A 23,195-nucleotide genomic window follows, 5' to 3' on the forward strand; every position below is an offset into this window, starting at 1 on the left:
TAGATAACACGTTCCTTAGCTAGAGGAGAACCTATGACCACGCTTGACGTAGACCACAGTCCCGCCGACGCGTCGGCCTTCTCCGAACGCATCAAGGCGGAGACCGATGCAGCGCACCGCGAAACCGAGCAGTCACGGTTTGTCGGCGCTCTCCTCGGCGGCGAACTGACCACCGCCGGATACGCGGCGCTACTGGGACAGACGTACCTGGTCTACACAAGCCTCGAAGAAGCCGGTCGTGCACACGCGGACAACGCGCTGGTCAACCCGTTCCTCTCCGACGATCTTCTCCGCGTCGCGGCACTCGAAGCCGATCTCGAGTTCCTGAGCGGACCGAACTGGCGTGAGAGCCTGGAGGCCCTGCCGGCAACGCAGCGTTACGTGGCGCGTTTGCAGGAAGTTGCCTTCGACTCGCCGGCCGACTTCGTCGCGCACCACTACCTCCGGTACATGGGCGACCTGTCCGGCGGCCAGATCATCCGCCGCATGCTCGAGCGTGCGTACGGTTTCGAGACCGACGGCCTGCGTTTCTACATCTTCGACGGCATCCCCAAGCCCAAGCCGTTCAAGGACGCGTACCGCGCAAATCTCGACGCGCTCTCGATTTCTCCCGAAGACCAGCAGAAGTTCATCGACGAGGTCAACCTGGCCTACCGCCTCAACGGTGATCTGTTTGCCGACCTCGAGGGCAACATCGAGAGCTACCTCGTCAAATGAGCAAGCGGTGGGCCGCTGCCGCACTGGTTGCGGTTGCCGGTTTCGGATTGGTCGCATGTGGGTCGGCGGAGAACGACGGGGGCGGCTCGACGCAGGCCCGCACTGCGGTACTCGAGGATTCCAGTCCCACACCGGTCAGTGAAAATCCGGTCGCCGCGTTGCCCACCACAGTCACCGGCTTCGACGGCGTCCCCGTCACGATCACGGACAACAGTCGAATCATCGCTGCCGACAGGTACGGAACCTTTGCCGCAACCACGGTCGCACTCGGACTCGGGGACAACCTGGTCGGGCGTGACACGTCCGCCAAGTTCCCGGCTGTCGAAGACGTACCGGTAGTGACGGTGGGCGGTTCGTCGCTCAGCGCCGAAGCGATCCTCGATCTCAACCCGACTGTCGTTCTCACCGATACCAGCATCGGCCCACAGAGTGTGCAGGACCAACTGCGGGCAGCCGGGATTCCGGTCGTCTTCTTCGATCCCACCCGCACCCTCGAAGGTGTCCCGGCACAAATCCAGGCAGTCGCCGACGCCCTCGGTGTACCGGAACAGGGCAAGGCCTTGGTCAACCGGACCGAAGGCGAAATCGCCGCTGCGCGCGACCTGGTCCCCGATGACAGAGATCCCCTGAAGATCGCGTTCCTCTACCTCCGCGGATCGGCGATCACCATGATCGGCGGTGACGGATCCGGAGCCGATTCACTCATCGAAGCACTCGGCGCCGTCGACGCCGGAACAGCGTCGGGCATCACGCAGAAATTTGCTCCCATCACCAGCGAAGCACTCATCGCGGCAGCGCCCGACGCGTTCTTGATGATGACCGACGGTCTCGCGTCCATCGGCGGGATCGACGGTCTCGAGAAGATCCCGGGCATCGCCCAGACCCCGGCCGGAAAGAACCAGCGGGTCGTCGACATGGAAGACGGCGTGCTGCTCAGCTTCGGCCCCAACACCGGGCGAGTGATGCAATCGCTCGCCGAAGCAATCTACGGACCCGCTGATTCGTGAGTACAGAAACAGATAAAGCAGTCGAGAAATCGGCACCACGACCGACATCGCGCTCACGGGTGAGCGGGGTGTTGATCGGGCTCACAGTCGCTTTGGTTATCGTCGCCGTGCTCTCCGCGTGTATCGGTCAGGTGCCGACCTCGCCGCTCGAGGTACTCGGCAGCATCATGCACCGCATCGGTCTGGACATCGGCCCGATGCCCGCCCACCCCAGCGGTGAAGTCACGCTCTGGGAAGTGCGCTTCCCTCGCGTCGTTCTGGCTATTTGCGTCGGCGCAGCTCTCGGATGTTCCGGCGCCCTGCTTCAAGGCGTCTTTGCCAATCCACTGGCCGAGCCGGGTGTGATCGGCGTGTCCTCCGGCGCAGCGGTAGGCGCCAGCGCGGTCATCGTGGTCGGCGGCAATTTCGTCGCAGGCTGGGCCATTGCAGCCGCAGCGTTTGTCTGCGGACTCCTGACCACGGCAATCGTCTACCTGTTCGCGCGCCACGAAGGCCGGACCGAAGTGGTCACCCTGGTCCTGACCGGTGTGGCGGTCAACGCGTTTGCCGGCGGACTCATCGCCTTCTTCACCTTCATCGCCAGCCCGTCGGCACGCGATCAGATCGTGTTCTGGCAACTCGGCAGCCTCAACGGCGCTACGTGGAATTCGGTCTTGGTGGTCGCACCGATGACCGTTGTCGGAATCGCCGCGACTATGGCGATCGCATCGCGTCTCGATCTCCTCGCCCTCGGCGAACATGCCGCCAGGCACCTGGGCGTCAACGTCGAACGGCTGCGGCAGCTGGCGGTCTTGATCGTCGCCCTACTGGTGTCGGCGAGCGTTGCCTTCACCGGCATCATCCTGTTTGTCGGACTGGTTGTCCCCCACCTCATGCGCATCGTCGTCGGTCCAGGTCACCGCGCGCTCATCCCGGCAAGCGCACTGACCGGCGCGTTGGTTCTCCTACTTGCCGACCTCGGATCCCGGTCCCTGATCGACAACGCCGACCTTCCGCTCGGCATGCTCACGGCACTGGTCGGCGGACCCTTCTTCTTCTGGCTCCTCCGACGCACCCGTTCACAACAAGGTGGGTGGGCATGAGCAGCATCGCCCGGAACTGGCGCGAACTGTTCGGACGAACGCCACCCGAACCGTCGAGTCCGCAGAGCGGTGACATCACGCTGCAAGCGCGGGACATCACCGTCGAGCGCGGTGGCAGGAACATCCTCGAAGGCGTCAGCGTCGACGTTCGCGCCGGCGAGGTAGTTGTTCTCGTGGGCCCGAACGGCGCAGGCAAGTCGACGCTCCTCGCGGCACTGTCGGGCGATCAGCCCGTTGTCGCCGGCCGCGTCGACGTCGATGGAACCGACCTGAATCACTGGACACCCTTGGACATGGCCAGGCGACGCGCCGTACTCCCCCAGAAACACACCATCGGCTTCTCGTTCACCGCTGCGCAGGTTGTCACGATGGGCAGGGCGCCGTGGGCCGGCACCGCCCGCGAGGAACGCGACGGCGACGCCATCGCGGCGGCAATGAAAACCTGTGACGTCGAAGCGTTTGCCCATCGGCCGTTTGCGGCGCTGTCCGGCGGCGAACAGGCGAGGGTTGCACTCGCCCGCGTTCTGGCGCAGGAAACGTCGACGGTTCTGCTCGACGAGCCCACGGCCGCGCTTGATCTCGGGCATCAGGAAGCGGTCATGTCCGTTGCACGCAGCCGCGCGGCCGACGGTGACGCCGTCGTTGTCGTTCTCCACGATCTGGCGTTGGCCGCCGCCTACGCGGACCGGATAGTCGTCCTCGAGAACGGCCGCATTGCCGCCGACGGTCCACCTGCGTCGGTTCTACGTGAAGATCTGCTCACCCGTGTCTACGGCTATCCCGTGGAGGTGTTCGCCCACCCACGGAGCGGCGCGACGCTGGTGATCCCGCGGCGCGATTCCCGCAGCACGCAGCATCAGTAAGCCGGCGTCAACGAACGGAATCGATGATCGAACCGAGCCGATCGAGCACTCCGCGCAACGTGGTCACACCGGAACCACGAGTCGGAGAATGTGACGAATCCGACTCAGCGGAATGTACTGCGTCTCGCACCACAGCAGAAATGCTGCGTTCATCGGTCAGATCGATATCGGTCACCGAACGATTGGCCGTGGCAATCACGTCGTCAGAACTCGGCACGGTGCGCTCGCAATAATCGCGATACACCTCGACGTACAGCACACTCTTGCGGACACGAAACGCGAAAGTTCGCCCCTCCGACCTGCCGAAACCGTGGGCATAGGGTCCTACCGAAATATCTTCGATCTCGAAATCGCCGAAAGATCCGCCAGGTCGTTCCGCAGCGGATTCGGTGGGTTCGACAGGAATCACAGTGATCTCCTCGAGGATTACCGCGTGCGCGGAAATCCGTATTTGTACGGTATCGCGTGCGAACAGCAGACGGAATGACCGTTGCACTTCGATGCAATGAAAACCGATTCGCAGCGATCAGGGATGATCGAGTGCAGGCGCGTTCCGCTGAAACACCGTCTCGAGTAGAAAACGAGGATTCAACACCATGACTCGCATTGGGCTCCGCACCACCACAGCAGCGATGGGGGCGGCGTTGATGCTGGTGACAGGATGTTCTTCCGAAAGCGACGGCACCAAGCTCCAGACAATTGATCCGGCCACCGCCGTCGTATCGCCTGCCACGACAAGTTCTCTGGACGGCGTCGTTCATCCGTATTCGGGTCGGATCGATTCCATCACATTTGATCCGGTTACGCGCAACGTACTTCTCGTATCGCAGGATCCGCCCGCCGTTCGGATCGTCGCGGCCGACGAGGTCGAGTCCGCAGGCCCGGCTGCGGCCGGTCGCAACATCAGCATCGACGGCAACATCCGAGACGTGTCGATCGCGTCCGACGGAAACGCACTGCTGTCCATGGACAACCAGGTTGTGAAGCTGAATCTGACGTCCGGCGAACAGACGTCCTTCGCCTCCCCCGACCCGGCCAACTCCGCTGTCGAGTTGCCCGATGGCCGCATCGCGATCGGAACCGAGCGAGGCACAGTTCACGTTGTCGATCCGAGTTCTGATAAGTCACAAACTATTTCAGGCCTTGCATCGGTCGACGAACTTGCCGTCACCGGCGACAACCTGAGCGCCCTCGATCATCGTCAGACCTCACTGACGGATATCAACCTCGACGAAGACCGACTCGGCGCAGCACTGCGCGCCGGAGAAGGTGCGACGCACCTCGTGACCGACCATTTCGGTCGCATTCTCGTCACCGACACCACCGGCGACGAACTGCTGGTCTTCACCGCCGATTCCCTCATCCTGCGCCAGCGATTCCCGGTCGGCGATTCGCCGTACGCAGTGGCATACGACGAGACCGCCGATCGTGTGTGGGTGAGCTTGACCGGGACCAACGAAGTTGTCGGACTCGACCTCTCGTCGGGCATCCCGGTCGAAACGAACCGATTCAACACCGTTCGTCAGCCCAACTCTCTCGCGGTCGATTCGAGCACCGGAACTCTCGTCGTCGGTTCCGCAACCGGGGACGGCGTGCAGGTCATCCCCACTCGGAACGGCTGACGATGCAGCGGCACAACGGTGGATCGCCACATCTGCGACGCACTCCGTCACCACAGTGGGACATGTCCGACGATGTGTTCGACTATCTGCCGCTGCAACTTCCGCCCCACGTCTCACGAGTGACGGCGTCGATGCGCCTGGCAATTTCCGCGGAGTTCGGCGGTTGGGAACTCTCGCAGGTGCGGCTCTATCCCGACGGCAGCCGTCGGGTCCTTCTGCGGCGCAAGAAGACACCGTTGCACGTGGACAACCCGGACGGCATTGCTCACTGAGCCGCCCGTTTCATCGAAGATCTCACCAGACAAGCAGGAGAATCGTGTACCAACTGCTCTTGAGCCTGATGTTTCGGCTACCCCCGGAGCGCATCCACCACCTGGCCTTCACCGCGATGAAACTGGTGACTCGGTTTGCACCGATCCGGTGGCTCGTGGCGAAGGTTCTTGTTCTCGACGATCCGGTACTACGTAGTCAGGCATTCGGACTGACATTTCCCGCCCCACTCGGTTTGGCCGCGGGCTTCGACAAGGATGCAACCGGCGTCGACGCCTGGGGTCCGCTCGGTTTCGGATTCGCTGAAATCGGCACCGTCACCGCTCAGGCTCAGCCCGGCAATCCGCAGCCACGACTGTTCCGACTGCCTGCCGACCGTGCACTGATCAACCGGATGGGATTCAACAATCACGGCGCCGGACATGCCGCGAACTTCCTCCGTCAGCGCCGAGTCACTGTGCCGATCGGCGCGAACATCGGCAAGACCAAGATCGTCGACGCCGCGGACGCGCCCGCCGATTACACCGCCAGCGCCCAATTGCTCGGGCCGCTCGCCGATTTCATGGTCGTCAATGTCAGCTCACCGAACACCCCCGGGTTGCGTGACCTGCAAGCCGTCGAGTCGCTGCGCCCGCTCCTGCAGGCCGTACTCGATACGGTCCATATCCCGGTGCTGGTGAAGATCGCGCCTGATCTGTCCGACGAGGACGTCGACGCCGTCGCCGACCTGGCGATCGAACTCGGGTTGGCCGGCATCGTGGCCACGAACACCACAATTCGCCGTGACGGTTTGAAAACCCCGGACGCGGAGGTAGCCGCGATCGGCGCCGGTGGACTCTCGGGCGCTCCCGTCGCGGACCGTTCACTCGAGGTACTTCGCCGGCTGTACGCGCGGGTTGGCGACAAGCTCACCATCATCTCTGTCGGCGGTATCGAAACAGCTGATCAGGCGTGGGAGCGGATTCTTGCAGGTGCAACCTTGGTGCAGGGCTACACCGGCTTCATCTACGGCGGCCCGTTCTGGGCGCGCAGCATTCACAAGGGAATCGCGAAGCGTGTTCGCGCGGCTGGTTTCTCGTCGATCAGCCAGGCCGTCGGGGCGGAAAACCCCCGCTGAACGCTGTGTGCCTTTGTTAACCGCGGGCGGTTAACAAAGGCACACAGTGCGTTATGCGACCTCGAACGTCCCGGTCAGCGTTGCACGCGCAATTGCGTGCTGGAACACGTTGAACCCGAGGAATGCCGGCGAGGAATCAGCCGTGACTCCGTCGAGCTTGTCCACGTCGAGCGCGTGTACCGCGACGATGTAGCGATGCGGGCCGTGCCCGGGAGGCGGGCCTGCACCGATGAAGCCGAATCCGCCGCCGTCGTGGCGCAGAGTCACGGTTCCCGCGGGAAGGTCAGTGCTGTCCGCACTGCCGATACCGGCAGGCAGTTCGGTGACCGAAGCGGGAATGTTCGCTACGGCCCAGTGCCAGAATCCCGACGCCGTCGGAGCATCCGGATCGAACACGGTGACCACAAAGCTCTTCGTCTCAGCGGGGAAACCCGACCAGGAGAGCTGCGGCGAGATGTCCTGCCCACCGGGGACGCCGAAAGCGCCACTCGCCTGCGCAAGTTTCAGCGGCTCACCGGCCGTGATGTCTTCACTGGTCAGCTCGAAGCTCGGGAGCTTCGGCAATGGTTCGTACGGATCGTAAGCCATGCGAATCCTCTCTGTTTCTTGTACTCGGTGACTGTCCACGCGTTCAGGAATTGCGGAGAAAATGTTCCAGCACGCGTGTTCCGAACAGTAGTGCGTCCACCGGCACCCGCTCGTCGACGCCGTGGAACAGCGCGGTGAAATCGAGTTCCGGCGGCAACTGCAGCGGCGCAAACCCGAAGCACCGAATCCCGAGCTTCGCGAAGGCCTTTGCGTCGGTGCCCGCGGAGAGCATGTACGGCACAGTGCGCGCGCCTGGGTCATGGGCCAGGATTGCGTCGTTCATCGCGTCGACAAGATGACCGTCGAACGTTGTCTCGTACGAGTCGAGTTTCGTGATCCACTCTCGGGTGACGTCGGGTCCGATCAGGGCGTCGACGGTGCGCTCGAACTCGGCTTGACGGCCGGGAAGCACACGGCAGTCGAAGACAGCCTCGGCTGTCTGAGGAATGACATTCGCCTTGTAACCGGCTTTGAGCATGGTCGGATTGGCGGTGTCGCGGAACGTTGCACCGATGATGTTGGAGATGCTCCCCAGCTTCGCGAGTGTCCCGTCGATGTCCGGTGACGTCGGGTCGAAGTCGAGCCCGGTTTCCTCGCCGACCGCGGTCAGGAACTCCGCGACCGAATCGGAGATCACGATCGGGAATTCATGCGCGCTCAGGCGGGCCACCGCACCGGCCAACGTTGCCACTGCGTTGTCGTCGTGCAGGAAGGAGCCGTGTCCGGCTCGGCCTTTTGCGGTGAGCCGCATCCAGCCAAGTCCCTTTTCCGCGGTCTCCACGACATACAGCCGACGGTCGGTTCCGTCCGGACGCGGAACGGTCAGCGAGAATCCGCCCACTTCACCGACTGCTTCGGTGACGCCCTCGAACAGATCCGGACGGTGCTCCACAAGCCACTGGCAGCCGTACTTGCCGCCCGCCTCTTCATCGGCGACAAAGGCAAACACAAGATCACGCGGCGGCACTGTTCCCTCTGCCTTGAACTGCCGCGCCAGGGCCAGGATCATCCCGACCATGTCCTTCATGTCGACGGCGCCACGTCCCCAGATGTAACCGTCCTGCACGGTGCCGGAGAAGGGGTGAACACTCCAGTCGGCGGGCTCGGCCGGGACGACGTCCAAGTGCCCGTGCAGCATGAGAGCCCCACGGCCGGACTCGGCGCCTTTCAACCGGGCAAACACATTGCCGCGTCCGGGCGCGCCGGATTCGACGTACTCGGTCTCGTATCCCACTTCCTGAAGTTGGGCGGCGACCCATTCCGCGCACGCCCGTTCACCCTTGGTTGTTTCGAGTTCTCCCGTATTGGATGTGTCGAACCGGATCAGTGAGCTGACAAGTTCGACAACTTCGCTTTCGGCGCGAGAAGGACCTGAGTTATTCGGCGATAAGGACATGTCACTTTCCTACCACCGAAACACCCGCCGCGGCGGCATGGACGTGGTCCGACCTGGCGATTTGGGCAACCTCACCGAATCGGATACTCTTTCCCAGCACCGAGAAATCGGGGCCGAGTCCGAGTGGCGGAATGGCAGACGCGCTAGCTTGAGGTGCTAGTGTCCTATTAACGGACGTGGGGGTTCAAGTCCCCCCTCGGACACTCGAATAAACAACCAATGACTCCAGCTGATCAAGCTGGGGTCATTTTTTGTTCACTATGTACCGAATGCCGGAAATCCGGACATTCCGTGTGCTTGACTTCGTTTATGCGCAAATCACTGCTGGTCGCAGCGTTGCTCGGTACGTCCGTGATCGTCACGGCAATGCCGGCGGGAGCCGCTACGCAGACCTGGGACGGTGACTACTCGGTCAAGCGGTTCGCAGCCTCGAAAACCGGCACCAGTCTCGCGGCGAGTCAGTGGGAACCGGACTTCTCCGATATCTACACTTTCGACACCGATTGCTCCGCCGAACCCTGTGTCGCCACCGTGATCGCCGGGCCGGCGCCGGCTAATCCGACTTTGCCTCAGCCTGCGCAATACACGTGGGACGGCACCAGTTGGGTTCATCCATACGACTGGGAATGGGACTGCTATCAGGGTGAGGGTGTACCCAAAGTGATGGCGCCGGCTCATTCCTTGGCCTATTACACGCCACAGCCAGACGGCACCCTGGTCGGTTCGTGGCGCACCGACATCTACGGCGGGCCCTGCGACGGTTCGGTGATCATGGACGTCGCGGCCTACCCCGTCGCTCCGAATCCGGGACCATTCGGCAGCGGCAGCTGACACGCCTGAACAGGACAAACGTCCACACCGCCGACGCGATTTGGGAGAGCGGGACAGCATCGGATACTCTTTCCCAGCACCGAGAAATCGGGGCCGAGTCCGAGTGGCGGAATGGCAGACGCGCTAGCTTGAGGTGCTAGTGTCCTATTAACGGACGTGGGGGTTCAAGTCCCCCCTCGGACACTCTGTGTTGAGACAGACAGGAAAAGCTCCGGTTCATTGAACCGGAGCTTTTCTCGTAAAAGGCCAAGTTCCCACACCGGGAACAGACCGCGCGAGCGGCGATCGAGATGGAACAGAAGTTCACGTGGATACAGACACACGGCAGTTCGACGTAACGGATACAGAATCTGCGGGAGCAGAACTGGCCGGACTCGACCCCGCAGAACTCGAAATCTGCTTGAAGGTTCTGCGCGAAGCAGCCGAACTCGACGACGAGCATCCCGACTCGATCATCATGCAGCGTGCCGTCGGCCATCTGTTCAAACGACTCAAGAAGAAGCGTCGCCTCGCCTCGCGTGCGGCGGTCAACGAAGCCGACCGCAGTGTCGTCGCCGCAACGGCGACGGGATCACCGGATCGAATCGACGACGAAACCGCCGGCATCCCCATCACGTCCAACACTGCCGGGGCAATCGCGGGCACCCTTATCAAGGCGCGTCCCTGCTACATCTGCAAGCAGCGCTACACCCAGGTCGACGCGTTCTATCACCAGTTGTGCCCGGACTGCGCCGCAACTTCCCGCGCCAAGCGTGACGCCAGCACAGACCTGACCGGACGCCGCGCACTCCTGACCGGTGGCCGCGCCAAGATCGGCATGTACATCGCGCTTCGCCTCCTGCGCGACGGCGCCCACCTGACGATCACCACGCGATTCCCCAACGACGCGATCCGGCGCTTCAAAGCGATGGAAGACAGCGCCGACTGGATTCATCGCCTTCGCATCGTCGGCATCGATCTCCGCGACCCTGCGCAGGTAGTCGCCCTTGCCGATTCCGTTGCAGCACAAGGCCCTCTCGACATCCTGATCAACAACGCCGCCCAGACCGTGCGCCGCTCCCCCGGCGCGTACGGCGCTCTGGTCGACGCCGAATCCGGCGCACTGCCGGCGGGCGAACTCCCCGATGTCGTGACCTTCGGCAAAACCAGCGACGCGCATCCCGCAGCGCTCGCAGGCTCACTGTCCGACGTCGCAGCCATCACGTCCGGAAATCTCTCCGCTGACGCAGTCAGCTCGCTCGCGCTGGTCGCGAAATCAGCGTCGCCCGATCGCATCGAGCAGGGCATCGCCATTGATGCAGGCGGACTCCTCCCCGACCTCGCACACACCAACAGCTGGGTTCAGACCGTCGAGGAAGTTGATCCGATCGAGCTTCTCGAAGTGCAACTCTGCAATTCGGTTGCCCCGTTCATTCTCGTCTCGCGCCTGCGCCCGTCGATGGCGGCAGCAGCAGCGCGTCGTAAGTACGTCGTGAACGTCTCCGCGATGGAAGGCCAGTTCAGCCGCGCGTACAAGGGTCCTGGTCACCCGCACACCAACATGGCGAAAGCAGCACTGAACATGCTCACTCGCACCAGCTCCAAGGAAATGCTCGAGGACGGCATCCTCATGACTGCCGTCGACACCGGGTGGATCACCGACGAGCGCCCCCACTTCACCAAGATGCGCCTCGCCGACGAGGGTTTCCACGCTCCGCTCGACCTTGTCGACGGCGCCGCCCGCGTCTACGACCCCATCGTTCAGGGCGAACTGGGCGTCGACATCCATGGCTGCTTCCTCAAGGACTACAAGCCCTCACCCTGGTGAGAGAGGTGACCTCACACACCTCACCGTCTCGATGTGGCGATCTCGACACCCCGTATACGCCGTGTCGAGTACCGCATTTGAGGTAGTGCCCGGCGATACCGCGCGATAATGGACCCCGACACTGCCCACTGCCTCGGAGGAACCATGACGATTGCCGTCGTACACAAGGACAGCCCGGAGGGCCGCGCGGCAATTGTCCACGGAGCACGAGAATCCGTGAATCGGCGTGAGCAACTTGTCGTGCTGCACGTACTCGACGACGTCAATGTCCCGGACACTGACGAAGACAGCGCGGCTTTGCGCGGCGAGATCCAATCGGCACTGGACGCCGGAGGATTTGCGCAGACTCCGTGGGAGCTCCGCACCACAGAACACGACGGCGATCCGGTGACCGCGCTGGTCGAGTTGGTCGATGCCGTCGAAGCCGATCTGTTGATCGTGGGAACGCGTCGTATGTCCCCGATCGGCAAGTTCCTACTCGAGCGCCCGCTGCAGCGGCTACTGCTCGAAGTCGAGGTTCCGATCCTCGTCGTGAAGGAACCACTACCTGCGGAGTGAGCTCACTCACACGCATTCGGGTCCCGCATTTGTAGGCTGACTACATGACCGGACCCGTGAGTGACCGCAATATCGACAGTCGACCCGAGCGCGAACTCGACATCATCGTCTACGGAGCTACCGGCTTCGTCGGCAAACTCCTTGCCGAATACCTCGTTCAGCATGCACCCGCCGGAACGAAGATCGGCCTCGGCGGGCGTTCCCTCGAGAAGCTGACCGCAGTGCGGGCCGGATTGGGTGCTGCGGCAGCCGAACTCCCCCTCGTTGTCGCCGACGCCGATGATTCGACCGCCTTGAAGGCGCTTGCCGAACGAACGCGCGTCGTAGCTACGACGGTCGGTCCGTATGCCAAGTACGGCCATCAGTTGGTTCACGAATGCGCCGCCGCGGGAACCCATTACGTCGACCTCACCGGTGAGGTTCTCTTCCACCGCGAGAGCATCGACGCCAATCACGAACTTGCCGTGTCGACAGGTGCCCGCATCGTCCATTCGTGCGGCTTCGATTCCGTCCCTTCCGATCTTGGAGTCCATGTTCTTCACAAGCTGATCGAAGCGGACGGCGCCGGGGAGTTGACGGACACCACGCTGGTGGTCACGTCACTGCGCGGCGGCGTCAGCGGCGGGACCATCGATTCACTCCGCACGCAGATCGACGTGTCGAAACACGACGCACGGTTGCGGAAACTCGCGGCCTCGCCGTACTCGCTGAGCCCCGATCGCGCCAGCGAACCCGATCTCGGCAAGCAGAGCGACGCCACGGTGGTCGACGGCCGAAAGATCGATCCGTCGCTGCACGGCTGGAAGGCGCCGTTCTTCATGGCGTCGTACAACACCCGAGTCGTACGACGCAGCAATGCCCTTCGCGAGTGGGCCTACGGCCGAAAGTTCAAGTACACCGAGGTGATGAACGTCGGTTCGTCGGTGGTCTCACCGGTGATCGCCGGCGGCGTTGCCGTGGGACTCGGCGCCTTGATCGCAGGCCTCGCACTGCCGCCGACGCGTTTCCTCCTCGACAAGGTTCTGCCGTCCCCGGGCGAGGGACCAAGCGAGGAAACTCAGAGCAAAGGCCACTTCACCCTCGACGTATTCACGGTGACCACAACGGGCGCGCGCTACACCTCGCGTGTCCGGGCCAAAGGCGACCCGGGATATAGTGCTACCGCAGTGATGCTCGGCGAATCAGCGCTGAGTCTTGCTGTCAGCAACGCAGAATTGCCCGATAACGCAGCATTACCCAACGCTGCAGGCGTCCTCACCCCGGCCACAGCCTTGGGGGATGTCCTGGTCGAACGTCTGCGTCGTAGCGGTTTCGAGATCTCCGCAGGCCGGTTGTGATGTATCCATCGAGGCTCTGTCCACCTGCGAGATACTCACGAGTAACATTGATTGTGGTTCATGGCACCCGTCGTGGTGCTCCGATTTCGGAAAAGTGAGGCTATTCATGACTGAGCGCGTTCAGGTCGGCAGTCTGCAGGTTGCCAAGGTTCTCTACGACTTCGTGGTCGAGGAGGCTCTGCCAGGCACCGGTGTAGATGCCGAGACCTTCTGGGCCGGCGCTGACAAGGTCATCACCGAGCTCGCGCCGAAGAACCGCGCCCTGCTTGCCAAGCGCGACGATCTGCAGGCGCAGATCGATCAGTGGCATCGCAACCAGGCCGGCGCTCCCATCGACGCCGCCGCATACAAGGCGTTCCTGCAGGAAATCGGATATCTCCTGCCCACACCCGCCGAGTTCTCCGTGACGACCACCAACGTCGACACCGAGATCACCTCAACCGCGGGCCCGCAGTTGGTCGTCCCGATCCTCAATGCCCGCTTCGCGCTCAACGCCTCCAATGCTCGCTGGGGTTCGTTGTACGACGCGCTCTACGGCACAAACGCCATCTCCGAGGAGAACGGCGCCGAGAAGGGTTCGGGTTACAACAAGGTCCGCGGCGACAAGGTCATCGCGTGGGCTCGTGAATTCCTCGACGCGGCAGCACCTCTCGCGTCGGGATCGCACGCCGATTCGACCAAGTACTCGATCGAGGGCACTGACGTCAAGGTCACCCTCGCGGACGGCACTGTCACCACGCTCGCCCAGCCGGAAAAGTTTGTCGGCTACCTCGGCGACAAGAACGCACCGACGAGCATCCTGCTGCGCAACAACGGACTGCACGCGGAGATCCAGATCGACGCGTCCTCCCCGATCGGCAGCACCGACGCGGCCGGCGTCAAGGACGTCGTTCTCGAATCCGCGGTCACCACGATCATGGACTTCGAGGATTCGGTCGCCGCTGTCGATGCCGACGACAAGGTCGTCGGTTACCGCAACTGGTTGGGCCTGAACCGCGGCGATCTGTCCGAGGAGATCAAGAAGGGCGCCAAGTCCTTCACCCGCACGCTCAACGGCGACCGTAAGTACACGGCCGTCGACGGCAGCGAACTCAGCCTGCACGGTCGTTCACTCCTGTTCGTCCGCAACGTCGGTCACCTCATGACCAACCCGGCGATCCTCGACGCCGACGGCAACGAGGTTCCCGAGGGCATTCTCGACGCGTTGATCACCAGCGCCTGTGCTGTCCACGGCTTGTCGATCAGCGACGCCAACGGCCCACTGGACAACAGCCGCACCGGTTCGATCTACATCGTCAAGCCCAAGCAGCACGGTCCCGAGGAAGTTGCCTTCACCACCGAACTGTTCGGCCGTGTCGAGCAGGTCCTCGGTCTTCCGGCGAACACGCTCAAGGTCGGCATCATGGACGAGGAGCGTCGTACGACGGTCAACCTTGCAGCCTGCATCAAGGAAGCCGTCGACCGCGTTGTCTTCATCAACACCGGGTTCCTCGACCGCACCGGCGACGAGATCCACACCTCCATGGAAGCCGGCGCGATGGTGCGCAAGGCCGAGATGAAGAAGCAGAAGTGGATCGGCGCGTACGAGGACTGGAACGTCGACACCGGCCTGGCCTGCGGTCTGCAGGGCAAGGCTCAGATCGGCAAGGGCATGTGGGCCATGACCGAACTGATGGCGGACATGCTCGAGCAGAAGATCGGTCACCCCAAGGCCGGCGCCAACACCGCCTGGGTGCCTTCGCCCACCGGCGCCACCCTGCACGCGACGCACTACCACCGCGTCGACGTGTTCGCGGTTCAGGACGGCCTGAAGGGTAAGCCGCGCGCGAGCGTCGACGACATCCTGACCATTCCGCTCGCCCCCAGCACCGACTGGACGGACGCGGAGAAGAAGGAAGAACTCGACAACAACTGCCAGTCCATCCTCGGCTACGTCGTCCGGTGGATCGACGCGGGCGTCGGCTGCTCCAAGGTTCCCGACATCCACGATGTCGCCCTCATGGAGGACCGCGCAACGCTACGCATCTCGAGCCAGCTGCTCGCCAACTGGCTGCGTCACGGCATCGTCAGCGAGACCGATGTCGTGAGCGCACTCGAGCGCATGGCACCGGTTGTCGACCGCCAGAACGAGGGCGACGCGGAATACCGGAACATGGCACCTGATTTCGATTCCAACATCGCCTTCCAGGCCGCGAAGGAACTGATCCTCGAAGGTGCGAAGCAGCCCAGCGGATACACGGAGCCGATCCTGCATCGCCGCCGCCGCGAGTACAAGGCCGCCAACGCCTGATTTCACCTCGCTCAACTCGAACAGCCTCGACGCCGCTCCCGGTGTCGAGGCTGTTCGCGTTGGCCCCGAAGATTCGTCACTAGACTGGCTCTCGGCAGAGATCGTCGAGTGAGCAAGGTAGGGCAGCGTACGTGGGCGAACATCGCGGCGGGTCAGGCGCCAGAGGTATCAGTAAGGGGCCGATCCTTGTTGTCGTGGCGGTCGTCCTGATCGTGGCCGGATTCTTCGGGTGGAAGGCCCTCGGTAATCGCATCGACGATCAAGGTCAGCAAGCAGCGGGGACGTGCGTCGAGGGCAACCGGACGCTCGACATCACGGTTGATCCGTCGATTGCCCCACAGGTCGAGCAGTTGGCCAAGCGATTCACCGACACTTCACCGGTGATCCGAGATCATTGCATCACCACTGCAATCAATGCGGTTCCATCGCCATTAATCGCAAATGCCCTGGCAGCAGCCGCCGAATGGGATTCCGCCGCGCTCGGACCGCGCCCAAATCTGTGGATTCCGACCAGTTCTTTCGAACTCGCCCCACTGTCCGGTAAAGCCGTGATCAACGGAGAGCCACGGTCCATCGCGAACTCGCCGGTTGTGCTGGCGGTTGCGCCGGAGACAGCAACTTCGCTGGAGTCCGCGAACGCGGGATGGCAGTCCCTCGGTGACACAACACTCGCACTTCCGGTTGGCAGCCCGCAGACCGTCATGGCAACGCAGGCAATTGCCGCGGCCGTGGCCGGCGCGGGTTCCGGACCGGTCACCCTCGAACAGGCTCAGTCCAGCCAAGTCACATCGGCATTGAGCGCTCTGGCGTCACAGTTTCAATCCCTCCCGGCGCCGCCCGCCACAACCGCCGACGCATTAGCCGCCCTCACCAGCGGCGCCCCTGCCACTGTCACCGCCGTCCCGGCCATCGAACAGTCGATCGCCCAGTCGGCCAACGCTGACATGACGGCATTTTCCCCGAGCGGCGCAACTCCGCTCGCGGACTATCCGGCGGTGATCGTCGCGGGCGGCGGAATCGACGAAACCGCCGCACGCGCCGCCGCACAGTTCTCCGAGTTCATGCGCGATGCGGAGCAGTCCCAGATCTTCGTCGACGCCGGATTCCGCGTCGAGGGTAAGAGTGTCCCAGATCTGGGTGCACTCGAACCCGCGCAGATCACCTCAACCCTGACGCCCGCATCGGCGGAAACTGCCACTGCTCTGAACGCTGTTGTCGCCAACCCTGTTTCCGTTCGCAGCGCAACCATCCTGCTGGATACCTCGACGTCGATGAGCGCCAACTTGTCCGCAGCCGGTGCGGCGATCGAGTCTCAGTTGGTCCGCAGCCCGGACGCCTCCGACGTCGCGGTGCACGCGTTCCCCGGTTCCGACGCCGCGGCAGCGGAGCGTGTAATCGTTCCCGGCGCACCCCTCGATGCTGATCAACGAACCAAACTCACCGCCGCTGTGAGCAGTCTCAGCGCTGAAGGAAAATCATCGAAGTACCCCGCGCTGGCCGCAGCGTACAAAGACGCGGCAACCGGATACGACGCCGATCGAACCAACTCCGTTCTGCTGGTCACCTCTGCTGCCACCGACGAGTCGACGATGACACGCGCCGAACTCCTCAGCGCCATCGCTTCGGCAACCGATCCAGCTCGCCCGGTGCGGGTCGACATTCTGGTTATCGGTTCCAGTGGCGATGCCGCCACGCTGCAAGATGTCTCCGACAGAACTGGTGGAACATTGATTCGCGTGAACCCGGATGACTCCGCCGCGATGTCGGCTGCAGTCGCGGAACTGCTGTCCTGATGGCGCGGATCGCAGTATTTGCCGTTGTTCTCGCGCTTCTCACCTGGTTTCTACACCGCAGGCTGGTCCGGGCAACCGGCATGCCGACGCGGTGGGCCCGCATCACCGACACCGCATTGGTGCTGTTGGCCGTTCTGACGCTCATCGGCATGGGCAGCGGCGAGGTCTTCGCCACGTCGTGGGCCCGCCCGGTCGGGTTTCTCGGGTGGGTCTGGTTGGCTTCGTGGTTGTATCTGATTCCGGGGCTGCTGATCATCGGAGTGTGCGCCGGGGTCAATCGTCTGGTGCGTAGACGCCGTGAGGAACCTGAGGTGGATCCGGCGAAGCGTCGTACTTTGCAGTTGGCAACCGCTGCAGTCACGGTTGCGGCGTTGGGCACTGCCGCATACGGGGTGTACGAGGCGTCGAACCCGAAGGTCTCCCGGATTCGGGTGCCGTTGGCCCGCCTGCCCGAAGGCTTCAACGGCTACCGGATTGCCTTGATCACCGACTTGCATGTTGGCCCGGCCCGCGGAGTCGACTTCACCCGCAAGGTGGTCGAGATCGTGAACTCGCAGAATGTCGATCTGATTGCGATCGGCGGTGACCTCGTGGACGGCACAGTCGCGAAGGTTGCTCCCGATCTTGGGCCGCTCGCCGATCTTCATGCGCCGGACGGGATCTTCGGGGTCAGTGGCAATCACGAGTTCTACGCCGACGACGGCGGCAAGTGGCTCGACGTGTGGGAAACCTTGGGGATCACCACGCTTCGTAACAGCCGAGCGTCGATCGAGCGTGGCGGCGACACCATCGACATCGTGGGTATCCACGACTACACGTCACCGGCCCCGTACGAGCCGGATCTGACAGCAGCACTGAACGGGCACGATCCGAACACGTTTGCGTTGCTGCTCGCCCACGAACCCCGCCAAGCGCTCGAAGCGTCGGAGATGGGCATCGATCTGCAACTGTCCGGGCACACGCACGGCGGACAGATGTGGCCGCTGCGCTATCTCGTCCCGCTGCAACAACCTTCGGTGCAGGGCCTGGACACGATCGGCAATACCGTTCTGTACACAACGCGCGGCGCCGGAGCGTGGGGTCCGCCGGTGCGCGTCGGCGCGCCGCCGGAGATCACCGTCCTCGAACTCGTTCGCGAGAACTGATGGTCTCCGGCGGGCACACGCCTTAGTTGCCTGCGAACGCTTCGATCGGCGGGCACGAGCAGATCAGGTTGCGGTCGCCGTGTGCACCGTCGATACGACGCACGGACGGCCACACCTTGGGACGAGCCTTACCGCGCGGGAACACTGCGATCTCACGCGAGTACGGGTGATCCCACTGCGCCGCGATGCTTCCGGCAGTGTGGGGAGCGCCGCGAAGCGGGTTGTCCTCCACAGTCCACTCACCGGCTCCCACGCGATCGATCTCGCCGCGAATGGCGATCATCGCGTCGCAGAACTCGTCGATTTCCTCGAGGTTTTCACTCTCGGTCGGCTCGACCATCAAGGTGCCGACCACGGGGAAGCTCATGGTCGGAGCGTGGAAACCGTAGTCGGCGAGACGCTTTGCGACGTCGTCGACGGTCACGCCGGTGTCCTTGGTCAGACCGCGCAGGTCGAGGATGCACTCGTGCGCGACCATGCCGTTCTCGCCGGTGTAGAGAACCGGGAAGTACTCGTCGAGTCGACGCGCGATGTAGTTGGCCGACGCGATGGCGGTCAGGCTGGCGCGGCGCAGGCCCTGAGCTCCCATCATCCGGATGTAGGTCCAGGTAATGGGCAGGATTGACGCACTGCCGTACGGCGCTGCCGAGATCGTGCCTCTACCACCGAGTTCGGGGGCCATCGGGTGTCCGGGCAGGAACGGCGTCAGGTGCGAGCGCACGCCGATCGGTCCGACGCCGGGTCCCCCGCCGCCGTGCGGGATGCAGAAGGTCTTGTGCAGGTTCAGGTGGCTGACGTCGCCACCGAATCGGCCCGGACGAGCAAGGCCGACAAGCGCGTTGAGGTTGGCGCCGTCGACGTACACCTGGCCGCCGGCGTCGTGTACTGCTGCGCAAATGTCGGAGATCTCGTGCTCGTAGACACCGTGGGTGGACGGGTAGGTGATCATGATCGCGGCGAGACGCTCGGCGTGATCGGCGATCTTCGCGCGCAGATCGTCGACGTCGACGTCACCGTTGGGGCGGCACGCAACAACCTCGACGCGCATCCCGGCCATGACGGCCGAAGCCGCGTTGGTGCCGTGAGCACTCGACGGGATGAGGCACGTGTCGCGGTGATCGTCGCCGCGGCTGAGGTGGTAGTTACGGATCGCGAGCAGGCCCGCGTACTCCCCCTGGCTGCCGGCGTTGGGCTGGAGGCTGACGTTGTCGTAGCCGGTGACCGCGACCAGCCAGTCCTCGAGGTCCTTGATGATCTTGAGCAGTCCGGGTGCGTCGGACGTCGGCGCAAACGGGTGGATTGCGTTGAACGCGGGCCACGTGATGGATTCCATCTCGGCGGTCGCGTTGAGCTTCATGGTGCACGAACCCAGCGGGATCATGCTGCGATCGAGCGCAATGTCCTTGTCGGACAGCGCGCGCAGGTAGCGAAGCATTGCCGTTTCCGTACGGTAACGGGTGAAGGCTTCGTGCTGCAGGTAGTCGGAGGTGCGCTCCTGAGCAGCCGGAACCGAGTTGCCCTCGGCTTCGATGGCGACAACAGCGTCGTCGATCCCGAAAGCGTCGAGCACCGCGAGAACGTGATCGGCGGTGGTGGCCTCGTCGCAGGAGATGCCGACATGATCGGCGTCGACCAGACGCAGGTTGATTCCGGATTCCTTTGCGGCAGCGACAACGTCGGCCGCCTTGCCCGGAACCTGAGCCAGCACGGTGTCGAAGAACGAATCGTGGACAACGGTCACGCCGCCCTCACGCAAACCGTTTGCCAACGCGTGCGCCCGGGCAGCGACGCGCAAGGCAATCGCCTTGAGTCCCTCGGCGCCGTGGTAGCTCGCATACATCGCGGCCAGGATGGCGAGGAGCACCTGAGCGGTGCAGATGTTGGACGTCGCCTTCTCACGGCGAATGTGCTGCTCACGCGTCTGCAGCGCCAGGCGATACGCCTTGTCTCCGTCCGCGTCGATGGACACGCCGACCAAACGGCCGGGCAGCTGACGCGCGAGCTTGGAGTGCACCGCCAGGTAACCGGCGTGCGGTCCGCCGTAACCCATGGGAACACCGAAGCGCTGGGTGGTGCCGAAGCACGCGTCCGCACCGAGCTCACCGGGCGAGGTGATGAGCGTCATCGCAAGTAGGTCGGCACCGACGGCAACCAGTGCGCCGCGCTCATGAGCTTCCGCAATGATCGAGGTGTAGTCGACAACGCGTCCAGAAGCGCCCGGGATCTGGGCGATGACACCGAAGAAATCGCCCTCGGGCAGTCCGGCAGTGAGGTCAGCGGAGACGATCTCGATGCCGAGCGGCTCGGCGCGCGTCTCGATGACAGCAAGGGTCTGCGGGTACAGGTCCTCGTCGACGACACAGCGTGGGGACTTGCTGCGGTTCGCGCGGCGCAGGAGCGTCATGGCTTCGGCAGCGGCGGTGGCCTCGTCGAGCATGGACGAGTTGGCGAGCTCCATGCCGGAAAGATCGGCGACCATGGTCTGGAAATTGAGGAGGGCTTCGAGGCGGCCCTGGCTGATCTCGGGCTGGTACGGCGTGTACGCGGTGTACCAGGCCGGGTTCTCGATGATGTTGCGCAACAACACCGGCGGTGTCAACGTATCGAAGTAGCCGAGGCCGATCATCGACGTGGCGACAGTGTTCTGGGCAGCGAGGGCGGACAGTTCCGCGAGCGCTTCGTGCTCTCCGACCGGCAACGGCAATGCGTCGAGTCCGGCAGCGATTCCGCCGGGTGCGGCGTCGAGAATGACCGACGGAACGGCCTTGGTTGCGAGATCGTCGAGGGAGTCGACCCCGATGAGTTCGAGGATGCGCGCGAGTTCCGCGGCGTTCGGACCGACATGGCGGTCGGCAAAATTACGGCTTGCAGCGTCGATCACGACAACTCCCAGGCAGATCGGAGGATCAGGACACACACCGACTGCGGTGTGTTCCTCCCCCTCTGTCGCCTGCTCGACAACGAGCGCCTGAGAGATTCGGTAGTGATCCACCATGCCGGCGGAACCACAGCCTTTCCCCGTCGGCGGGTGGGTTATCCCACCGCTTTCCAGAGGCGTCGGAGCCCGTACGGTCCTTGGTGCCTGAGAGATTGACGGGGAGGTATTGCTCCTTCGGCGCCCTGATAACGCTCACGACAAGTCCGCAAATCGAAGACTGGTGTGTGAAGCACTACCCGAGGCTCTCCCGTACGCCGGCGACGCGTGGACCAGTCTAGTTGACCGGCCGACCTTCCGTCGCCACCACATCGACCGAGCGGGTGTGACGCCCGGAACACTATCCGGTCTTGCGGCTCACGCGATTCTTGCGGCGCGACGCCAATTCGTCTTCGGGATTCGGATCACTTTCGCCGCCGTCTGCACGCTCGGCCGGGAAGTCGGCGATGGTTCCGGTGAGTTCACGCATCGCGCCGCTGACGGCGATGCCGAATACTCCCTGCCCACCTTGGAGCAGGTCTACGACCTCTTCGGGGGACGTGCACTCGTAGACGGTGGTCCCGTCGGAGAACAGAGTGATGTTGGCGAGATCGCGAACGCCGCGGTGACGCAGGTGATCGACGGCCACCCGGATGTTCTGCAAAGAGATTCCGGTGTCGAGCAATCGCTTGACGATCTTGAGAACCAGAATGTCCTTGAACGAGTACAAACGCTGGCTGCCGGAGCCGGCCGCGCCGCGGATGGACGGGACGACCAGTGCGGTCCGTGCCCAGTAATCGAGCTGACGGTAGGTGATGCCGGCGATCTGGCATGCGATGGGAACGCGGTAGCCGACAAGATCGTCAGGAATGGAGTCGTCCGGGAACAATCCCGGCTGCAACTCTTCCGACATTGATTGGGCAGCCGGATCTGCAGTCAGTTCAGCGACGCCGGAATTCTCCGCCTTGCCTAAGTTCGACTGTTCTTCCACTGCCGTCTCCTTCTCGATACGCCATCGTGTCATCACGCTGTGCTATGCGGCAGAGTCTGATACCCGAACAGAAACGGATACCCGCGTCAGCCGATCTCGAACCACCGAACATTTCGAAGCAGTGAATCCGAGGCACGTAATTCCACGAGTGGACTTACCTAGAGTACGCCCCGACAGAGCACCAAGACCAGACTCTATTTCAAGGCTCAACGATCTTCACCGCTCGCAACGGTAAGACCCCGGCGCGATTTTGGTCAACGCAACACGCCGAACGAGACTAAACCTCTACTTGAGAGTTGAAGCCTCAAGCCAGTCTCGGAAACGATCGGCTAACCGTCAGTTGCCTTGAAATCATCCGGCGAGATCGTGTCCAGGAATTCCTTGAATTTCTCCACCTCGTCTTCACGCTCGTCAGGAATGACCAATCCCGCCTCGGCAAGGACTGATTCCGAGGCAAAGATCGGGACCCCGATCCGAAGTGCCAACGCGATGGAATCCGACGGACGAGCGGAGACCGTAGTTTGCTCGTCGAAAACCAGGTCGGCATAGAACGTGCCTTCTTGCAGATCCACGATGCGGACTTCCTGCAGACTGCGGCCGAAGGATTCGATCAGTATTTTGATCAGGTCGTGTGTGAGCGGCCTCGCCGGCTCGACTCCCTGTTGCTCCAGAACGATCGCCGTGGCTTCCGTCTGCCCGATCCAGATCGGAAGGTACCGATCACCATCTGACTCGCGGAGCAATAAAACCGGCTGATTCTGGGGCTGCTCGACACGAACTCCGATCACACGCATTTCGCCCATCGAGCTTGCCTCCAACCTGAAATGACCCTGGTGGCCGAATTCACGACCGTACTGAGATTCTATT

The 23,195-nt window shown here is 63.1% G+C and carries 20 protein-coding genes, 2 tRNA genes and 1 riboswitch; of the genes, 16 read left to right on the plus strand and 6 right to left on the minus strand.

The features are described 5' to 3' along the window. The first annotated feature begins 33 nt into the window (after window positions 1-33). Genes C7T36_RS23730 through C7T36_RS23745 form a run of 4 tightly spaced genes read left to right on the plus strand, consistent with a single transcriptional unit; the run spans window position 34 to window position 3,669 of the window. Window positions 34-717 carry a heme oxygenase (biliverdin-producing) gene (locus C7T36_RS23730; RefSeq protein ID WP_045067844.1) on the plus strand — a complete coding sequence of 228 codons (684 nt, stop codon included), beginning with the start codon at window positions 34-36 and terminating at the stop codon, window positions 715-717. Then, a complete protein-coding gene (locus C7T36_RS23735; RefSeq protein ID WP_045067845.1) occupies window positions 714-1,724 on the plus strand; it encodes a hemin ABC transporter substrate-binding protein in 1,011 nt (336 codons plus the stop codon). The genes C7T36_RS23730 and C7T36_RS23735 overlap by 4 nt, the downstream gene beginning before the upstream one ends. Then, window positions 1,721-2,806 (plus strand): iron ABC transporter permease, encoded by a 1,086-nt coding sequence (locus tag C7T36_RS23740; RefSeq protein ID WP_033231925.1) that lies wholly within the window; start codon window positions 1,721-1,723, stop codon window positions 2,804-2,806. Before C7T36_RS23735 ends, C7T36_RS23740 begins: the two co-directional genes overlap by 4 nt. After that, entirely contained in the window at window positions 2,803-3,669 is an 867-nt protein-coding gene (locus tag C7T36_RS23745; protein ID WP_045067846.1) for a heme ABC transporter ATP-binding protein, read from the plus strand. Before C7T36_RS23740 ends, C7T36_RS23745 begins: the two co-directional genes overlap by 4 nt. 7 nt (window positions 3,670-3,676) lie before the next feature. Here the strand turns inward: C7T36_RS23745 and C7T36_RS23750 are convergent, their stop codons facing one another. Then, entirely contained in the window at window positions 3,677-4,078 is a 402-nt protein-coding gene (locus C7T36_RS23750; RefSeq protein ID WP_045068164.1) for a hypothetical protein, read from the minus strand. A gap of 187 nt (window positions 4,079-4,265) precedes the next feature. On the opposite strand from C7T36_RS23750, the gene C7T36_RS23755 reads away from it, so the two are divergent. The 3 genes from C7T36_RS23755 (at window position 4,266) to C7T36_RS23765 (ending at window position 6,678) form a co-directional block, all read left to right on the plus strand. Further along, window positions 4,266-5,291 carry a lipoprotein gene (locus C7T36_RS23755; protein ID WP_045067847.1) on the plus strand — a complete coding sequence of 342 codons (1,026 nt, stop codon included), beginning with the start codon at window positions 4,266-4,268 and terminating at the stop codon, window positions 5,289-5,291. Window positions 5,292-5,353: 62 nt separating this feature from the next. Then, window positions 5,354-5,563: a DUF5703 family protein gene (locus C7T36_RS23760; RefSeq protein ID WP_138873227.1), complete on the plus strand. Its 210-nt coding sequence runs from the start codon at window positions 5,354-5,356 to the stop codon at window positions 5,561-5,563. 44 nt (window positions 5,564-5,607) lie between these two features. Next, window positions 5,608-6,678, plus strand: coding sequence for a quinone-dependent dihydroorotate dehydrogenase (locus C7T36_RS23765; RefSeq protein ID WP_033231922.1), 1,071 nt, complete (start codon window positions 5,608-5,610; stop codon window positions 6,676-6,678). Window positions 6,679-6,729: 51 nt separating this feature from the next. Here the strand turns inward: C7T36_RS23765 and C7T36_RS23770 are convergent, their stop codons facing one another. Further along, the gene (locus C7T36_RS23770; protein ID WP_045067848.1) at window positions 6,730-7,266 is read right to left on the minus strand and encodes a YbhB/YbcL family Raf kinase inhibitor-like protein; all 537 of its coding nucleotides are present in this window, start codon (window positions 7,264-7,266) and stop codon (window positions 6,730-6,732) included. 43 nt (window positions 7,267-7,309) lie between these two features. Continuing rightward, window positions 7,310-8,662: a M20/M25/M40 family metallo-hydrolase gene (locus C7T36_RS23775; RefSeq protein WP_045067849.1), complete on the minus strand. Its 1,353-nt coding sequence runs from the start codon at window positions 8,660-8,662 to the stop codon at window positions 7,310-7,312. A gap of 117 nt (window positions 8,663-8,779) precedes the next feature. On the opposite strand from C7T36_RS23775, the gene C7T36_RS23780 reads away from it, so the two are divergent. The 9 genes from C7T36_RS23780 (at window position 8,780) to C7T36_RS23820 (ending at window position 18,423) form a co-directional block, all read left to right on the plus strand. Continuing rightward, a tRNA-Leu gene (locus C7T36_RS23780) sits at window positions 8,780-8,865 on the plus strand. Between the two features lie 106 nt (window positions 8,866-8,971). After that, complete coding sequence (locus tag C7T36_RS23785) at window positions 8,972-9,493, plus strand: hypothetical protein (RefSeq protein ID WP_106939800.1); 522 nt, start codon at window positions 8,972-8,974, stop codon at window positions 9,491-9,493. A 97-nt stretch (window positions 9,494-9,590) separates the two neighbouring features. Continuing rightward, a tRNA-Leu gene (locus C7T36_RS23790) sits at window positions 9,591-9,676 on the plus strand. A 181-nt stretch (window positions 9,677-9,857) separates the two neighbouring features. Continuing rightward, window positions 9,858-11,300 (plus strand): SDR family oxidoreductase, encoded by a 1,443-nt coding sequence (locus tag C7T36_RS23795; RefSeq protein ID WP_084702887.1) that lies wholly within the window; start codon window positions 9,858-9,860, stop codon window positions 11,298-11,300. Window positions 11,301-11,444: 144 nt separating this feature from the next. Then, entirely contained in the window at window positions 11,445-11,858 is a 414-nt protein-coding gene (locus tag C7T36_RS23800; protein ID WP_033232182.1) for a universal stress protein, read from the plus strand. 44 nt (window positions 11,859-11,902) lie between these two features. Continuing rightward, the gene (locus tag C7T36_RS23805; RefSeq protein ID WP_045067851.1) at window positions 11,903-13,195 is read left to right on the plus strand and encodes a trans-acting enoyl reductase family protein; all 1,293 of its coding nucleotides are present in this window, start codon (window positions 11,903-11,905) and stop codon (window positions 13,193-13,195) included. A 106-nt stretch (window positions 13,196-13,301) separates the two neighbouring features. After that, window positions 13,302-15,485: a malate synthase G gene (locus tag C7T36_RS23810; RefSeq protein WP_045067852.1), complete on the plus strand. Its 2,184-nt coding sequence runs from the start codon at window positions 13,302-13,304 to the stop codon at window positions 15,483-15,485. A 131-nt stretch (window positions 15,486-15,616) separates the two neighbouring features. After that, entirely contained in the window at window positions 15,617-17,278 is a 1,662-nt protein-coding gene (locus tag C7T36_RS23815) for a VWA domain-containing protein (protein WP_045067853.1), read from the plus strand. Beyond that, complete coding sequence (locus tag C7T36_RS23820) at window positions 17,278-18,423, plus strand: metallophosphoesterase (RefSeq protein WP_045067854.1); 1,146 nt, start codon at window positions 17,278-17,280, stop codon at window positions 18,421-18,423. The genes C7T36_RS23815 and C7T36_RS23820 overlap by 1 nt, the downstream gene beginning before the upstream one ends. A 22-nt stretch (window positions 18,424-18,445) precedes the next feature. Here the strand turns inward: C7T36_RS23820 and gcvP are convergent, their stop codons facing one another. The 3 genes from gcvP to C7T36_RS23840 form a co-directional block, all read right to left on the minus strand. After that, on the minus strand, window positions 18,446-21,304 hold the full coding sequence (gene gcvP, locus C7T36_RS23825; RefSeq protein WP_045068165.1) for an aminomethyl-transferring glycine dehydrogenase: 2,859 nt from the start codon (window positions 21,302-21,304) through the stop codon (window positions 18,446-18,448). A gap of 52 nt (window positions 21,305-21,356) precedes the next feature. Next, window positions 21,357-21,485, minus strand: a riboswitch (glycine riboswitch). A gap of 213 nt (window positions 21,486-21,698) precedes the next feature. Then, window positions 21,699-22,250, minus strand: coding sequence for a MerR family transcriptional regulator (locus C7T36_RS23835; protein WP_230590041.1), 552 nt, complete (start codon window positions 22,248-22,250; stop codon window positions 21,699-21,701). A 407-nt stretch (window positions 22,251-22,657) separates the two neighbouring features. Continuing rightward, the gene (locus C7T36_RS23840) at window positions 22,658-23,131 is read right to left on the minus strand and encodes a bifunctional nuclease family protein (RefSeq protein WP_033231914.1); all 474 of its coding nucleotides are present in this window, start codon (window positions 23,129-23,131) and stop codon (window positions 22,658-22,660) included. Window positions 23,132-23,195: the final 64 nt, after the last annotated feature.

It is taken from the genome of Rhodococcus sp. AD45-ID (genome assembly GCF_003023755.1).
Lineage (GTDB): Bacteria > Actinomycetota > Actinomycetes > Mycobacteriales > Mycobacteriaceae > Rhodococcus_F > Rhodococcus_F globerula.